Source organism: Nitrogeniibacter mangrovi (genome assembly GCF_010983895.1).
GTDB classification, from domain to species: domain Bacteria; phylum Pseudomonadota; class Gammaproteobacteria; order Burkholderiales; family Rhodocyclaceae; genus Nitrogeniibacter; species Nitrogeniibacter mangrovi.
In genome coordinates this window covers 564,238-578,381 of sequence record NZ_CP048836.1, presented here as the reverse complement: position 1 = coordinate 578,381, position 14,144 = coordinate 564,238, and the positions used below count along the sequence as shown (strand labels likewise).

At 68.6% G+C, this 14,144-nt stretch carries 18 protein-coding genes; 9 read left to right on the top strand and 9 right to left on the bottom strand.

The window, feature by feature from the left end:
* Window positions 1-3: 3 nt before the first annotated feature.
* The 3 genes from xerC to dapF are packed head-to-tail and all read right to left on the bottom strand — an operon-like array spanning window position 4 to window position 2,440.
* A complete protein-coding gene (gene xerC, locus G3580_RS02620) occupies window positions 4-912 on the bottom strand; it encodes a tyrosine recombinase XerC (protein WP_228720748.1) in 909 nt (302 codons plus the stop codon).
* Window positions 913-917: 5 nt separating this feature from the next.
* Entirely contained in the window at window positions 918-1,568 is a 651-nt protein-coding gene (locus G3580_RS02615; RefSeq protein ID WP_173763784.1) for a DUF484 family protein, read from the bottom strand.
* Window positions 1,569-1,606: 38 nt separating this feature from the next.
* Complete coding sequence (gene dapF, locus G3580_RS02610; RefSeq protein WP_173763783.1) at window positions 1,607-2,440, bottom strand: diaminopimelate epimerase; 834 nt, start codon at window positions 2,438-2,440, stop codon at window positions 1,607-1,609.
* A gap of 120 nt (window positions 2,441-2,560) precedes the next feature.
* On the opposite strand from dapF, the gene G3580_RS02605 reads away from it, so the two are divergent.
* Entirely contained in the window at window positions 2,561-2,809 is a 249-nt protein-coding gene (locus G3580_RS02605; RefSeq protein WP_228720747.1) for a hypothetical protein, read from the top strand.
* On the opposite strand, the gene G3580_RS02600 is transcribed toward G3580_RS02605, so the two are convergent.
* Both G3580_RS02600 and G3580_RS02595 read right to left on the bottom strand, forming a co-directional pair.
* Window positions 2,803-3,675 carry a lysophospholipid acyltransferase family protein gene (locus G3580_RS02600; protein ID WP_173763782.1) on the bottom strand — a complete coding sequence of 291 codons (873 nt, stop codon included), beginning with the start codon at window positions 3,673-3,675 and terminating at the stop codon, window positions 2,803-2,805. The genes G3580_RS02605 and G3580_RS02600 overlap by 7 nt on opposite strands.
* Entirely contained in the window at window positions 3,672-4,535 is an 864-nt protein-coding gene (locus G3580_RS02595) for a lysophospholipid acyltransferase family protein (protein ID WP_173763781.1), read from the bottom strand. Before G3580_RS02595 ends, G3580_RS02600 begins: the two co-directional genes overlap by 4 nt.
* Before the next feature lie 253 nt (window positions 4,536-4,788).
* On the opposite strand from G3580_RS02595, the gene metK reads away from it, so the two are divergent.
* Window positions 4,789-5,955, top strand: coding sequence for a methionine adenosyltransferase (metK, locus tag G3580_RS02590; RefSeq protein WP_173763780.1), 1,167 nt, complete (start codon window positions 4,789-4,791; stop codon window positions 5,953-5,955).
* 80 nt (window positions 5,956-6,035) lie between these two features.
* Here the strand turns inward: metK and G3580_RS02585 are convergent, their stop codons facing one another.
* From G3580_RS02585 to G3580_RS02575, 3 genes are all read right to left on the bottom strand, one after another.
* Window positions 6,036-6,773, bottom strand: coding sequence for a hypothetical protein (locus G3580_RS02585; RefSeq protein WP_173763779.1), 738 nt, complete (start codon window positions 6,771-6,773; stop codon window positions 6,036-6,038).
* A gap of 64 nt (window positions 6,774-6,837) precedes the next feature.
* Window positions 6,838-7,656 carry an FTR1 family iron permease gene (locus G3580_RS02580; RefSeq protein ID WP_173763778.1) on the bottom strand — a complete coding sequence of 273 codons (819 nt, stop codon included), beginning with the start codon at window positions 7,654-7,656 and terminating at the stop codon, window positions 6,838-6,840.
* Between the two features lie 3 nt (window positions 7,657-7,659).
* Complete coding sequence (locus tag G3580_RS02575; protein WP_173763777.1) at window positions 7,660-7,977, bottom strand: cupredoxin domain-containing protein; 318 nt, start codon at window positions 7,975-7,977, stop codon at window positions 7,660-7,662.
* 195 nt (window positions 7,978-8,172) lie between these two features.
* Between G3580_RS02575 and G3580_RS02570 the strand changes: the two genes are divergently transcribed.
* Complete coding sequence (locus G3580_RS02570) at window positions 8,173-9,042, top strand: DMT family transporter (RefSeq protein WP_173763776.1); 870 nt, start codon at window positions 8,173-8,175, stop codon at window positions 9,040-9,042.
* A gap of 12 nt (window positions 9,043-9,054) precedes the next feature.
* On the opposite strand, the gene G3580_RS02565 is transcribed toward G3580_RS02570, so the two are convergent.
* The gene (locus tag G3580_RS02565; protein ID WP_173763775.1) at window positions 9,055-9,609 is read right to left on the bottom strand and encodes a hypothetical protein; all 555 of its coding nucleotides are present in this window, start codon (window positions 9,607-9,609) and stop codon (window positions 9,055-9,057) included.
* Between the two features lie 132 nt (window positions 9,610-9,741).
* Between G3580_RS02565 and G3580_RS02560 the strand changes: the two genes are divergently transcribed.
* From G3580_RS02560 to G3580_RS02535, 6 genes are all read left to right on the top strand, one after another.
* A complete protein-coding gene (locus G3580_RS02560) occupies window positions 9,742-10,059 on the top strand; it encodes a heavy metal-binding domain-containing protein (protein ID WP_173763774.1) in 318 nt (105 codons plus the stop codon).
* A 2-nt stretch (window positions 10,060-10,061) separates the two neighbouring features.
* Window positions 10,062-10,616: a DinB family protein gene (locus G3580_RS02555; protein WP_173763773.1), complete on the top strand. Its 555-nt coding sequence runs from the start codon at window positions 10,062-10,064 to the stop codon at window positions 10,614-10,616.
* Entirely contained in the window at window positions 10,613-11,161 is a 549-nt protein-coding gene (gene ruvC / locus G3580_RS02550; protein ID WP_173763772.1) for a crossover junction endodeoxyribonuclease RuvC, read from the top strand. The genes G3580_RS02555 and ruvC overlap by 4 nt, the downstream gene beginning before the upstream one ends.
* Before the next feature lie 126 nt (window positions 11,162-11,287).
* Window positions 11,288-12,076, top strand: a complete 789-nt coding sequence (locus tag G3580_RS02545) for a (Fe-S)-binding protein (protein ID WP_173763771.1) — start codon at window positions 11,288-11,290, stop codon at window positions 12,074-12,076.
* Entirely contained in the window at window positions 12,076-13,485 is a 1,410-nt protein-coding gene (locus G3580_RS02540; protein ID WP_173763770.1) for a LutB/LldF family L-lactate oxidation iron-sulfur protein, read from the top strand. Before G3580_RS02545 ends, G3580_RS02540 begins: the two co-directional genes overlap by 1 nt.
* Window positions 13,482-14,126: a LutC/YkgG family protein gene (locus tag G3580_RS02535; RefSeq protein WP_173763769.1), complete on the top strand. Its 645-nt coding sequence runs from the start codon at window positions 13,482-13,484 to the stop codon at window positions 14,124-14,126. Before G3580_RS02540 ends, G3580_RS02535 begins: the two co-directional genes overlap by 4 nt.
* The last annotated feature ends 18 nt before the right edge of the window (window positions 14,127-14,144 follow it).

The following is a 14,144-nucleotide window of genomic DNA, read 5'->3' as shown; positions in this document are numbered from 1 at the left end:
CGCTCAGGAGCGCTTCTTGGCGCGCGGATGGGCCTGGTCGTACACCTTGGCCAGATGCTGGAAGTCCAGGTGGGTGTAGACCTGGGTGCTCTGGATGCTGGCGTGGCCGAGCATCTCCTGCACCGCACGCAGATCGCCGCTGGACTGCAGCACATGACTGGCGAAGCTGTGGCGCAGCATGTGGGGATGGACATGCGTGCCCCCGCCGTGGCGCAGCACCCAGCGGTCGAGCCGGCTGCGCACCGCGCCCTGCGACAGGCGCGTGCCGGTGCGGGTGACGAACAGCGCGGGCTCGTCGGCCGCCACCAGGGTGGCGCGCAGCGGCAGCCATGCCGCCAGGGCCTCGAGCGCGGCGCGGCCGATGGGCACGATCCGGGTCTTGCCGCGCTTGCCGGTCACGGTGGCCTCGCCCGCCGCCAGATCGAGGCGGGCATCGAGATCGAGCGCGAGCAGTTCGGCCAGACGCAGGCCGGAGGAGTACAGCAGCTCGAACATGGCGCGGTCGCGCACGTCGAGATCGTTCTCGACCGGGGCGTCCAGCAGGGCACCGACCGCGTCGGGCCCCAGGCTCTTGGGCAGGGGCCGCGCCGCCTTGGGCGGGCGGATGCCTTCGACCGGGTTGAGCGCGGCGCCGTGCTGGCGCACCCGCCAGCGGAAGAAGCCGCGCCATGCCGACAGCGCCCGCGCCACCGAACGCGGTGCGAGCCCGCCGGCATGGAGGCGGCCGGCGAAGCCCCGGATCTGGGCCGTGGTGACCGTCTCCGGCCCGCGACCGCCGGCCAGCTCGACCAACCGGTTCAGATCGCGGCGGTAGTTGCTCAGCGTGTGCGCGCTGGCGCGACGCTGGGCACGCAGATAGTCGAGATAGGCGGCGATCTGCGCCTCGAAGCCGGGCGGAAGGCCCTCGGCCACGTGGCTTACCCCAGATGGCTGCGCATGACGGCGCTGACCATGTCGCCGATGCGGGTCACGTAGAGGGTGCCCATTTCCGCATAGAAACGCTCGGCGTCCTCGCTGCCCATGGCCAGCATGCCGAAGGCGCGGCCGTCGCGCATCAGCGGCACCAGCGCCACCGAGCGCACATGCGGCGCGGCCTCGCCGAACCAGTCGATGATCTCCAGATTGCCGGGCGCGCCGCAGTAGGGATGCTTGAGGTCGCCGGCGTAGAAGCGCACGTCCTCGGACACCGGCGCGAACTCGATGGTCTCGCGCTGGAGCACGCTGTTCCAGATGCGCATGGCCACATGGGGGACGGCGAAGTCCTCGCGCAGGTGGGTGAACACCGCCTCACGCGCCGCCTCGAAGTTTTCCGAATCGAGCAGCGAGAGCACCATGCGGTGCACCTTTTCGCTGATCTCGTCGTTCTCCTCGCCGAAGCGGATCAGCTCGGCGAGCTTGCCCTCGAGCTGGCGGATCTTCTCGCGCAGCGCATGGAGCTGGCGCTCGGTGAGCGAGATGGCGTCGCCGCGCTGCGGATGGACCGCGTTGAGCGCACCGAGCACCTCGGCGTTTTCTTCGAAAAAGTCGGGATTCTCGTGCAGGAATCGGACAACGTCGTCGGTGTTCATTGCTTGCGTTTGCTCCTGTCGCCTGCCGGCGCTTGGGTTCAGTCCAGTTCGATCTCGGCGTCGAAGACCCGCACCGCGGGCCCGGTCATCATGACCGGCGTGCCCCGCCCCTGCCAGGCGATGCTCAGCTCGCCCCCGCGGGTGTGCACCCGCACCGGGCTCTCCAGCAGGCCGCGCAGGACGCCCGCCACCACGGCGGCACAGGCGCCGGTGCCGCAGGCCAGCGTCTCGCCGGCGCCGCGCTCGTACACCCGCAGGCGGATGGTGTGGGCGTCGACCACTTCCATGAAGCCGGCATTGACCCGCGCCGGGAAGCGCGGATGGGACTCGATGGCCGGCCCCTGGGTCGCCACCGGCGCCGCGTCCACGTCGGCCACCACCTGCACCGCATGCGGATTGCCCATGCTCACCGCGGTGATGGGCACCATGGTGTCACCCACCTGCAGCGGCTGCACCACGGCGTCGGAACCGGAGTCGAAGGGGATGCGCGCCGGCTCCAGCTCGGGCACGCCCATGTCGACGGTCACCGAGCCGTCGGCCTCGAGGCGCGGTTCGATGATGCCGGAACGGGTCTCGACCCGGATCGCGGTCTTGTCGGTGAGCCCCTTGTCGTGCACGAAACGCACGAAGCAGCGCGCACCGTTGCCGCACTGCTCCACCTCGCCGCCGTCCGCATTGAAGATGCGGTAGCGGAAATCCACGTCCGGGCGCGAGGCCGGCTCGACCACGAGCAGCTGGTCGCAGCCGACGCCGAAATGGCGGTCGGCGAGAAAGCGGACCCGCTCGGCGGTCAGCTCGATGGGCGCGGCGGTGGCGTCGAGGACCACGAAATCGTTGCCCAGGCCGTGCATCTTGGAAAACGGAAGGCGCATGGAAGCGAGGCTCTGGTGGTACATGAATGGCGGGATTGTCCCGCAGGTACTGCGGTGCGTCCACTGCCGGCGCACCGCCCCGCTACAATGACGCCTTCGCACCTCCACGGAATCCGTGCCATGGGCACTCGATCTTACCGCTGGCCGCTGTCGGCCTGGATCATGGGGCTGTCGGGGCTGACCTGCCTGCTGTTCGGCTTGGCCCTGCTCCTCGGTATCGGCACCGGCCTGCACCCCCTGCTGGGCAGCAGCGGCGCCGGCCTGGCGATCGTCGTCTCCGGCGTCGCTCTCGTCGGCAGCGCCGGCTTTCCGCTGGTCATCGCCCGCCTCACGGCGCAGGAAGAGGCCGGCGCGGACGAGGCTCAGTAAAAGCCCCGCTCCCCTTCCGGGCGCGTCTTGAAGCGCCGGTGCACCCAGTAGTACTGCTCGGGCATGGGGCGCACCATGGCCTCGATCCGGGCGTTCATGCAGGCCACGTCGGCCTCCAGATCCCCGCTCGGGTAATCGGCCCACGGCTCGCCCAGGGTGATCTCGTAGCCTTGCCCGCCGGGCAGGAAGCGCGAGCTCACCGGCACCACCTTCGCCTTGGCCATGCGGGCGAAGCGCGGCAGCCCGGTGATGGTGGCGGCCTGGATGCCGAAGAAGGGCACGAACACCGAGTCCTTGCGCCCGTGATCCATGTCCGGCAGATAGAAGAACGGCCGGCCGGCCTTCATCTCGCGCACCACGGAGCGGATGCTCTCGTCGCGCGGCAGCAGGATCTGGTGACCGAAGCGCGATCGACCATGGTAGAGCCAGCGATCGATGACCTTGTTGCTCTGGCGCGCGTAGATGTTCACCACGTCGAAGTGCATGGAGATGGCCAGCCCGCCCATGTCGAGGCCGACGAAGTGCGGCACCATGAGAATCACCGGCGTGCCCTCGTCGAGCAGGCGGCGCACATGCTCGGCCCCATGCAGGTGTACGAGCCGCTCCAGGCGCTCGCGCGGCGCCCACCATTGCAGACCGCGCTCCAGAAAGCTGCGCCCGAGCATGCGGAAATGCGCCCGCGTGAGGCGATGCAGGCCATCTTCGTCCAGGTCCGGAAAGCAGTTGGACAGGTTCGTCTTGACGATCCGGCGCCGACGTCCGACCAGGGCATACAGCAGCAACCCGAAGCCTTCGCCGATACGCGAGAGCACGCTCAGCGGCAGCCAGTGCAGCAGCCACAGCAAGGCGATGAACAGACGGCTCATGCCGCATCCTCCGGTCGCGGGGGCACACCGCGCGGGCGACGATAGCGGTGATAGCCCCACAGGTACTGGGCCGGGCAGGCGCGGATCAGATGTTCCATTTCCCGGTTGATGGCGTGGACCCGCGCCTCGGTGTCGCCCTCGATCGCCTCGCGCGGCGCGGTGATGTGAACGTGATAGCCCTCGCCGCGCGGCAGCCGCTCCGCCCAGATGGACAGCACGCGCACATGGCTGACCTCGGACATGCGCGCCGCCAGCGTCATGGTCCAGGCCTGGCGCCCGAAGAAGGGTGACCAGATGCCTTCGCCCTCGTCGGGGGTCTGGTCGGGCAGGATGCCGATGGCCTGATGCTGGCGCAGCGCACGGATGAGCTTGCGCACCCCGGTGACGTTGGCCGGCGCGATGGCCATCAGCGCCCGCTGGCGCCCGGCCTCGATCAGCGGCACCAGGGCCTCGAAATTGGGCGGACGGTACAGCACCGTGACCGGCGCGTGGTCGGCGAAATGCTGGGCGGTGATCTCGAAGCAGCCCAGATGCGGGGTCAGGAACAGGATGCCCTCGCCCGCCGCCTCGGCCGCTTCCACCTGCGCCCAACCGCTCACCCGGACCACCTTGGCCACCACTTCCTCATGGGTGCGCAGCAGGATCCACGGCAGCTCGAGCGATTGCTTGCCCGCCTCGGCGATGGCCCCGGGACGCACCCGCTCCGCCGCCTCTCCCAGCGCCAGCGCCAGGTTGCCCTTGAGCCGTTCGCGATACTTGGGCGAGCTGGCATAGACGATCCAGCCCAGCAGTGCACCGAGGCGGTGCACCCAGGCCAGTGGCAGGGCAGCGATGAGACGGGCGATGACAAGCGTGAGCACGTGGCGTTTATACCCGATTGGCGGGATTTTCGCCCTCTCTCGCGGCCCCCTGAGCGCCACTTTGGCGCCCCGGTTTTGTAATTGCGCAACAAACCCCTATAATCCGGCGATACCGCCGAGTTAAAGACAACTTGCAGGGCGGGCCGCCACCGGCGGCAACAAATACTGCTAAAGCGTCGCCGCTCGAACGAATCCCCGGAGCCGGCCTCGCCGGAAACTCACGGGGATTTTTGTTTTTTGGAGTCATCGCCCCATGGCCAAGGAATTCCTCTTCACCTCCGAGTCGGTCTCGGAAGGTCACCCGGACAAGGTCGCCGACCAGGTCTCCGACAGCATCCTCGACGCCATCCTCGCCGAAGACCCGGCCGGTCGCGTCGCCTGCGAAACCCTGGTGTCCACGGGCCTCGTCGTCATCTCCGGCGAGATCACCACCACCGCGCACATCAACTATCGCGAGGTCGCGCAGGAGGCCATCCGCCGCATCGGCTACGACGACTCGTCCATCGGCTTCGACTACAAGTCCTGCGCCATCCTCACCGCCATCAACCGCCAGTCGCCCGACATCGCCCAGGGCGTGGATCATGCCCACGACGACAACCTCGACCAGGGTGCCGGCGACCAGGGCCTGATGTTCGGCTACGCCTGCAACGAGACCCCCAGCCTGATGCCGCTGCCCATCTACTATGCGCACCGGATCATGCAGCGCCAGGCAGAGCTGCGCAAGGACGGCCGCCTGGCGTGGCTGCGCCCCGACGCCAAGAGCCAGCTCACCGTCAAATACGTGGACGGCAAGCCGACCGCCATCGACACCGTCGTGGTCTCCACCCAGCACGCCCCCGAGATCTCCCACGCCCAGCTCTCCGAGGCGGTGATCGAGGAAGTGATCAAGCCGGTGCTGCCCAAGGAACTGATGGGCGAGAACGTGCGCTACCTGATCAACCCCACCGGCCGCTTCGTGGTCGGCGGCCCGCACGGCGACTGCGGCCTGACCGGCCGCAAGATCATCGTCGACACCTACGGCGGCGCCGCCCACCATGGCGGTGGCGCCTTCTCCGGCAAGGACCCGTCCAAGGTGGACCGCTCGGCCGCCTATGCCGGCCGCTACGTGGCCAAGAACATCGTCGCCGCCGGTCTGGCCGACAAGTGCGAGGTCCAGGTCGCCTACGCCATCGGCGTCGCCCAGCCGGTGTCGCTGATGGTCAACACCTTCGGCACCGGCAGGATCGACGAAGCGCGCATCGAAGCGCTGGTGCGCGAGCACTTCGACCTGCGCCCGAAAGGCATCGTGCAGGCCCTCGACCTGCTGCGCCCGATCTACGCCAAGACCGCCGCCTACGGCCACTTCGGCCGCGAGGAGCCGGAATTCTCGTGGGAAGCGACCGACAAGGCGGAGGCCTTGCGCGCCGGCGCCGGACTCTGACCGTCAGGTCTCGCCGACACGAACAAACGCCGCCCCGAGGGGCGGCGTTTCGTTTGATACCGTGATGTCCCGCAGTTCTGTCAGAACTCGTACTCGACCTGCATCCGCAAGGTATGGTCGGGAGCATGATCCGACAGCCCGACCAGATAGGCGGCGTTGTACTTGATGGCCTGATGATCGCCGATCGGCAGCTTGCCGAACACGGCCGGACCGGCCTTGTGCGACTGCTCGTCGGACGACTCCCAGTCGTTCCATTCACCCACCTCGCCGAAGCCCTGGGCACCGAACTCGATTTCCGGCTTCCAGCGATACTTGAGCTGCCACTGGTAGCCCAGTTCGGTCTTGCTGTCCTCTTCGGCATCGAAGTGGCGCTCGAACAGCAGGTTGAGGTTGGCCTGGACCTTCTGCGTCAGGTCGGCCTGGAACAGGGGGCCGAACTTCACCTCCCAGCCTTCGGCATGATCCTGCGGGCGCTCCAGCTCGACGACCAGCCCGACATCGACGGGATACTCGCCGGTCTCGGTGAGCTGGAACTTGTTCTCCCACTCCACCGCGTCGAGCTTGGTGGCATCCCCCCCGACACGATTGAACTTGGCATAGACCTCGGTGAACCAGTAGGGCGTGACGCCCAGACCCAGGCCGAGGCTGGCCGCCGACGCCCGATCCTCACCGGGCTCCTTGGCGGTACCGAACTTGAAGTCGAGCTCGCGCTCACCGTATTCCACGGTCGGGGTATAGACATAGTCGGCCGGACCGGCCACCGCGTGCTGCAGGCACAGCGAGGCCAGCGCAGCGACGCACACTGCGGAAGACTTCATGAGAACTCCAGAAGGAAGAGAAAGAAAACGAAGGCGCCGCGGCCATCCGGCCACGACCGGGATATCAGCCGGGCACCGGGCGCGGCGCCGGTCGGGCAAGGCGCATGCCGACGAGAATGCTGACCAGCACCACGCCATAGAACAGCGCCTGCATGCCACTGGGACGGGCGTCGTAGCCGGCCAGCACATGCAGGACCGCGCCCACGGCGGAATCGACCGGCAGCCAGGTGGAGGTATCCCACAACGGACTTGCCAGCGCCGGCAACACATCCCCCTGGACGAGGAACCGGGCCATCTGGCCAGCCATCCCGGCGGCGAGCACGAGCACCAGCGCGGCGGTCACGGAGAAGAAATGGCGCACCGGAATCCGCAGCAGGCCGGCATACAGGGCGTATCCCGCACCGACACCGGCCGCCAACCCGAGCATGCCGCCACCGGCCAGTTGCGCCAGCGGCGCGCCACCGGAGGCCAGCCCGAACAGGAACAGGACCGTTTCGGACCCTTCGCGCAGGATCGCCAGCGCCACCACGATGGCGATCGCCGACAGATCGCGCTCGCCGTGCTCGACCGCCCCGACGACTGCCCGGGCCCCCTGCACCATCTCCCTGGCGTGACGCGACATCCAGATGTTGTGCCAGGCGAGCATCAGCACGGCCAGACCCAGCACGGTTGCGTTGAACAGCTCCTGGCCGATGCCGTCGGCCATCTCGGCGATGGTGCCGGTCAGCGCCGCCACCGCCACCGAACCGGCCAGCCCGGCCAGCACCCCGGCCAGCAGCCACCGGTTGCGATGCGGCAGGGCACGCGCGGCCGCGGCGATGATGCCGAGCAGCAGCGCGGCTTCCAGGGTTTCACGAAAGACGATGACGGCGGATGCGAACATGGCTTACTCGACGATGATCACGCCCTGGGCGCTGTCTTCGTGGAACTCCCCGAAGAACGGATAACGCCCCGGTTGCAGCGGGCCGATGAAAATGTTGGCCTTCCGGTTCCCCGGGATCACCTTTTCGCGATTGAGTTCATGGCTTTCGAACTCTTCGGCCGTCGCATCCTGGTTGTCGACGACGAGCTTGACCTTCTTGCCCGCCGGCACCTTGAGCTCGGCCGGGGAAAAGCGATGATCCTTGATCGTCAGGGTCATCTCCAGGTCGGCAGCGACGGCGATGGCGGGGAGCAAGGCGAGGATGGCAATCAGTGTTTTCATGGTGTCCGGTTCCGGTGGTGGCGGGCACAGTTTACACATGAACAAAAGTGATAACAAGAACAATTCGCATTCCTGTTCGTGACGGCATTCCTGGCCCCCCATTGCGGACTGGCCTGCCCGCCCATCGATAAAGCGTGCCGGGCATCCCGCGTGCAAACCGCGCAGAATCCCGGCATCTTGTCCGGTGCCCTGCCGATGCCGACACAACGTCTCTACCCCCTGCTGTTCGTCCTGCTCTGGAGCACCGGTTTCATCGGGGCCAAGTTCGGCCTGCCCTATGCCGAGCCGCTCACCTTTCTGAGCACGCGCTATGTGCTCGTGATCGCCATCATGACCTTCGTCGCCCTGGTCAGCCGTGCCCCATGGCCGAAGAGCGGTCGCACGGTGATGCACATCGGCATCACCGGCCTGCTGGTCCACGGGGTGTATCTGGGCGGGGTGTTCACCGCGATCAAGCACGGCCTGCCGGCCGGCATCGCGAGCCTGGTGGTGGGCATGCAGCCGCTGCTCACGGCGGTGGGGGCCGGCTGGCTGCTGGACGAGCGCGTCACCGCTCGCCAGTGGCTCGGTCTGCTGATGGGTTTCGCCGGCGTGGCGCTGGTGGTGGGCGGCCGCGCCCGCTTCGGGGCGCTCGATGCCGGCGCGCTCGTCCGCATGCTGTGGCCGGCGCTGGCTGCCTTGGCGGGCATCACCGCCGGCACCCTGTACCAGAAGCGCTACTGCCCCAGCTTCGATCTGCGCACCGGCGCGGTGATCCAGTTCGTGCCCACGCTGCTGGCCACCGCCACGGTGGCGCACCTGACCGAGACCATGCACATCACCTGGGACGGCCACTTCGTGTTCGCCCTGCTGTGGCTGGTGCTGGTGCTGTCGGTCGGCGCCATCAGCCTGCTCAACCTGCTCATCCGCGCCGGCAGTGCCACCCATGTGGCGAGCCTGTTCTACCTGACGCCGCCGGTCACCGCGCTGATGGCCTGGGGCCTGTTCGACGAGCGCCTCTCGCCCATGGCCATGGCCGGCATGGGGATCGCGGTCACCGGGGTGTGGCTGGCGCGACGCTCCTGACCACGGCCGCCTTCAGCGAATGCGCAGCTGGCCGAACTCGCGCGAGGACGGCTCGATGTCGCTGCGCTCGCCCGGCCCATAGGGCGGTGCCGGGTCGGTCGGCGGCGAGCTGATGGCGTTCAGGTCCACCGCCTGCGGCCGGCCGACGATACCGTCGTCGGTGATGCTCATCTTGTAGATCACACCGTTCCACAATCGCGCGCCGAACTCGGTCGGCGATTTGTGCAGGAACAGGAAGGCATGCTCCAGCCAGGCCAGGTCGTCCCGGGTCACGCTCTTCGGGTTGGGGTAGGGATAGGGCACGTGGCAGAACACTTCCTGTTCGCCGGTGATGCACTTGAATTCCTTCATGGACAAAAAGTAGTCCTGGAAGGCCTTGTCGTCCCGCTTGAACTGGAACGCGACGCGCCCGTCGGCCGGGGTGAACACCACCTGCCCCAGATGCACCGCGCTACCGTCGCTGCGGACCAGCTCGATCTGCTTGGTCCCGTCCAGATCCCATGCCATGGCCGGCCCGGCCATCAATGCCGTCACGAGGGCCGCCAAGCCAACGCTCGTCGTCTTCATCTTGCCGCTCTCCCTTCGGTGGTTGTCCAGCCGTGATGGCCCCACTGTGCATCAGACCGGCACCGATGGCAAAAGCTGACATGGCCGCGCCGGCGCTACAATGCCGTCGACATCCATCGCCGGAGACATCCGATGCAGCTGACCACCACCCCCACCTTCGAAGGCCGCCCGATCCAGCAGTACCTGGGCGTGGTCAATGGCGAATCCATCATCGGGGCCAACATCTTCAAGGACATGTTCGCCGCCGTGCGCAACGTGGTCGGCGGGCGCGCCGGCGCCTACGAGCGCACCCTGGCCGACGCCCGCGAGATCGCCATGCGCGAAATGGAGGAAGCGGCGCAGCAGCTGGGCGCCAACGCCATCGTCGGCATCGACGTGGACTACGAGGTGCTGGGCGCCGACAACGGCATGCTCATGGTGTGCGTGAGCGGCACCGCGGTGATCGTCTGAGCATGGAGCGCCGCGCCCATGTCCGCCTGATGGCCGACTACAACCGGTGGATGAACGCGCGCCTGTACGCGGCCGCCGCCACGCTCGACGAGGCGGCCGTGCACGACGACCGGGGCGCCTTCTTCGGCTCCGTGTTCGGCACCCTCAACCACCTCATGGTGGCCGATCTGCTCTGGCTCAAGCGCTTCGCCACGCACCCCACCGGCGCCATGGCCCTCGCCCCGATCCAGCACGAACCCGTGCCCACGGCGCTCGACCAGCGCCTGTGCGACACCCTGGCCGAGCTGGCCGACCGGCGCGCCCGCCTGGACGCGGTGATCGCCGACTGGGCCGACACCCTCACCGAATCGGATCTGGACGTGGACCTCGCCTACCGCAACAGCAAGGGGGTGCCGGCCACGCGCAACTTCTTCGCCCTGCTGATGCACTTCTTCAACCACCAGACCCACCATCGCGGCCAGGTCACCACCCTGCTGTCGCAATCCGGCGTGGACATGGGCCCGACCGACCTGCTGCTGCGCATCCCCGACCTGGGCGACGAGGGCCACGCCGCGTGAGCAGCGCCAGCCGGATCACCGCCACCCGCATCCTCGGCCTCGATCCGGGTCTGCGGGTGACCGGTTTCGGCGTCATCGACACCCTCGGCCAGCAGATGCGCTACGTGGCCAGCGGCTGCATCAAGACTCGCGACGGCGAGCTGCCCGGCCGCCTCAAGACCCTGCTCGACGGGGTGCGCGAGGTCATCGACACCTACCAGCCCGACCAGGTGGCGGTGGAGAAGGTGTTCGTGAACGTGAACCCGCAATCCACCCTGCTGCTCGGCCAGGCGCGCGGCGCGGTGATCTGCGGCGCGGTCTCCTGCGACCTGCCGGTGCTCGAATACACCGCCCTGCAGGTGAAGCAGGCCGTGGTCGGCCATGGCAAGGCGCACAAGGAGCAAGTCCAGCACATGGTGCAACGCCTGCTCTCGCTCTCCGACACCCCCCAGGCCGACGCCGCCGACGCGCTCGCCTGCGCCATCTGCCATGCCCACGGCGGCATGGGGCTGGGCGCCCTGGCCACCGCCGGCATGCGCCGGCGCGGCGGGCGGCTGGTGGGGTGACACCGGTGGGGTGAATCTGCCTCACCCCCCCGCGCAAAACCCTTCGCTTGTCGGCGCCGCCCTGCGCTGACTAAGATTCGGACAGAACGACAACCAACCGCCGTGGCGGTGAGGGAGACTGGAACCATGTCGCAAGACGCCCCCGGCGCACGACCCCGTGTCGGCCTGTTCGCCACCTGTCTGATGAACGCCATGCGGCCGAACATCGGCTTCGCCAGCGCCAAGCTGCTCGAAGACGCCGGCTGCGAAGTGATCGTGCCGCCCACCCAGACCTGCTGCGGCCAGCCGGCCAACAACAGCGGCGACGCCGACGGTGCCCGCGCCCTCGCCCGCCAGGTCATCGCCGCCTTCGAGGGCTTCGACTACGTGGTCGGCCCCTCGGGCTCGTGCATGGCCACCATCCGCCACGACTACCCCGAGCTGTTCGCCGACCTGGCCGACTGGCGCGCCCGCGCCGAGGCCCTGGCCGCCAAGTCGTATGAGCTGCTGTCCTTTCTCACCGACGTGATGGGCGTGACCGAAGTCGATGCGCGCTACGACGGCGCGGTCACCTACCACGATTCGTGCTCCGGCCTGCGCAGCCTCGGCATCAAGGGCCAGCCGCGCCAGCTGCTCGCCAGCGTGCGCGGGCTGGAGCTGCGCGAGATGGCCGACACCGAGGTGTGCTGCGGCTTCGGCGGCACCTTCTGCGTGAAGTACCCGGAGATCTCCGAAAAGCTCGCCGACGACAAGCTCGCCAATGCCACCGCCACCGAGGCCACCACCCTGCTCGGCGGCGACCTGGGCTGCCTGCTGCATCTGGCCGGCCGCATCCAGCGCCGCGGCCTGCCGGTGAAGGTCTATCACACCGCCGAAGTGCTCGCCGGACTGGCCGACGGGCCGGGCCTGGGCGAGGCGCCCGAAGGAGGCCGCTGATGCAGTTCCGCTCTCCCGAATTCAAGGGCCGCGCGGTCCACGCCCTCCACGACGCCGAGCTGCAACAGGCGCTCGGCAAGGCCCGAGGCGGCTTCGTGGGCAAGCGCGCCCAGCAGGTCGAGGCCATGCCCGAGTTCGAGGCCCTGCGCGACACCGCCCGCGACATCAAGAACCACGTGCTCGAGCACCTCGACCACTATCTGGAAAAGTACGAAGCCGCGGTGACCGCCGCCGGCGGCCGGGTGCACTGGGCCGCCGACGCCGAGGAAGCGCGCACCATCATCCTCGACATCTGCCGCGCGGCGGGTGCGAAGCGCATCACCAAGGGCAAGTCCATGGTCTCGGAGGAGATCGGGCTCAACGAGGCGCTGCTCGAAGACGGTTACGAGGTGGTCGAGACCGACCTGGGCGAATACATCATCCAGCTCGCCGAGGAGCCGCCCTCGCACATCATCGCGCCCGCGGTGCACAAGACCAAGCGGCAGGTCTCCGACCTGTTCGAGCAACACCATCACCTGCCGCGCAAGGAGACCGTGCCCGAGCTGGTCGGCGAGGCGCGCCAGATGCTGCGCGAGAAGTACTTCACCGCCGAGGTGGGCATCACCGGCGGCAACTTCCTGGTGGCCGAAACCGGCTCCTCGGTCATCGTCACCAACGAGGGCAACGGCGACCTCACCCAGACCCTCGCCCGGGTGCACATCGTCACCAGCGGCATCGAGCGGGTCATCCCCACGCTGGACGACGTGTCGGTGTTCCTGCGCATCCTCGCGCGCAGCGCCACCGGCCAGGACACCGAGTGCTACACCACCTACTCCACCGGCCCGCGCCGCGCGGGCGACATCGACGGCCCCGAGGAATACCACGTGGTGCTGGTGGACAACGGCCGCTCGAAGATGCTCGGCACCCGCTTCCAGGACATGCTGCGCTGCATCCGCTGCGGCGCCTGCATGAACCACTGCCCCGTCTACGGCTCCATCGGCGGCCATGCCTACGGCTGGGTCTATCCCGGCCCCATGGGCTCGGTGCTCACCCCGCTCATCAAGGGCATGGACGGCACCTACGACCTGCCCAACGCGTGCACCCTCAACGGCCGCTGCGGTTCGGTGTGCCCGGTGCGCATCCCGCTGCCCGACCTGCTGCGCGAACTGCGCCACAAGCAGTGGCGCAAGGACATGACGCCCACGCGCCAGAAACAGGCGCTCAAGCTGTGGCGCTACGTGGCCGAGCGGCCCCGGCTCTATCACTTCGCCGAACGCCTCGGCGTACGCATCCTCGCCTCCATGGCCGACGGCAAGGGCAAGCTGCGCCAGCTGCCGCTCGCCACCGGATGGACGAGCGCCCGCGACCTGCCCGCCCCCACGGGCCGCACCTTCCTCGAACTGTGGCACGCCAAGCGAGGTGAGCAATGAGCAGCCGCGACAGCATTCTCGGCGACATCCGCCAGGCCCTCGGCCGGGGCGCGCTGGACGAGGCCACCCGCCGCCGCCTCGACGAGCGCAGCGCCGAACCGCCCCGCCATGTGCGCCCGCCGGTGGACGACGCCGATCGGGTGGCGCGCTTCATCGAGCGCTTCGAATCGCGCGCCGGCACCACCGCACGCCTGACCAGCCTGGCGCAGGTGCCCGGCGCCGTCGCGGTGCTCGCCGAAAAGCTCGGCCTGCCCCACACCGCCGTGGTCGGCCGGGCCCTGGGCGAGCTGAACTGGCCCGAGGGCTGGCAGATCGACCACGGCGCGGCCACCAGCGACGCCACCCTCGGCGTGTCGCTGGCCTGGCGCGGCGTGGCCGAGACCGGCGCGGTGATGATGTGCTCCGGCCCCGACAGCCCCATCACCCACAACTTCGTGCCCGAAAACCATGTGGTGGTGGTGCCGGTGGAGCGCATCGTGCGCCACTACGAGGACTGCTGGGCCGACCTGCGAAGCGCCGGCCAGGGCGCGCCCCGGGCGATGAACTTCATCTCCGGCCCCTCGCGCACCGCCGACGTGGAGCAGACCGTGGAGCTCGGGGCGCATGGACCGCGGCGCATGCATGTGCTGATCGTGGGCTGACGATTGAGCAGGTCAACA

Bases quoted from the DNA above. Each gene is read 5' to 3' on its own strand.
- G3580_RS02565 (WP_173763775.1), bottom strand. From the start codon at position 9,609: ATGAAGACGACGAGCGTTGGCTTGGCGGCCCTCGTGACGGCATTGATG.
- G3580_RS02560 (WP_173763774.1), top strand. From the start codon at position 9,742: ATGCAGCTGACCACCACCCCCACCTTCGAAGGCCGCCCGATCCAGCAG.
- G3580_RS02600 (WP_173763782.1), bottom strand. From the start codon at position 3,675: ATGAGCCGTCTGTTCATCGCCTTGCTGTGGCTGCTGCACTGGCTGCCG.
- G3580_RS02535 (WP_173763769.1), top strand. From the start codon at position 13,482: ATGAGCAGCCGCGACAGCATTCTCGGCGACATCCGCCAGGCCCTCGGC.
- G3580_RS02570 (WP_173763776.1), top strand. From the start codon at position 8,173: ATGCCGACACAACGTCTCTACCCCCTGCTGTTCGTCCTGCTCTGGAGC.
- G3580_RS02555 (WP_173763773.1), top strand. From the start codon at position 10,062: ATGGAGCGCCGCGCCCATGTCCGCCTGATGGCCGACTACAACCGGTGG.
- G3580_RS02615 (WP_173763784.1), bottom strand. From the start codon at position 1,568: ATGAACACCGACGACGTTGTCCGATTCCTGCACGAGAATCCCGACTTT.
- G3580_RS02575 (WP_173763777.1), bottom strand. From the start codon at position 7,977: ATGAAAACACTGATTGCCATCCTCGCCTTGCTCCCCGCCATCGCCGTC.
- G3580_RS02545 (WP_173763771.1), top strand. From the start codon at position 11,288: ATGTCGCAAGACGCCCCCGGCGCACGACCCCGTGTCGGCCTGTTCGCC.
- G3580_RS02605 (WP_228720747.1), top strand. From the start codon at position 2,561: ATGGGCACTCGATCTTACCGCTGGCCGCTGTCGGCCTGGATCATGGGG.
- G3580_RS02580 (WP_173763778.1), bottom strand. From the start codon at position 7,656: ATGTTCGCATCCGCCGTCATCGTCTTTCGTGAAACCCTGGAAGCCGCG.
- metK (WP_173763780.1), top strand. From the start codon at position 4,789: ATGGCCAAGGAATTCCTCTTCACCTCCGAGTCGGTCTCGGAAGGTCAC.
- dapF (WP_173763783.1), bottom strand. From the start codon at position 2,440: ATGCGCCTTCCGTTTTCCAAGATGCACGGCCTGGGCAACGATTTCGTG.
- G3580_RS02585 (WP_173763779.1), bottom strand. From the start codon at position 6,773: ATGAAGTCTTCCGCAGTGTGCGTCGCTGCGCTGGCCTCGCTGTGCCTG.
- G3580_RS02540 (WP_173763770.1), top strand. From the start codon at position 12,076: ATGCAGTTCCGCTCTCCCGAATTCAAGGGCCGCGCGGTCCACGCCCTC.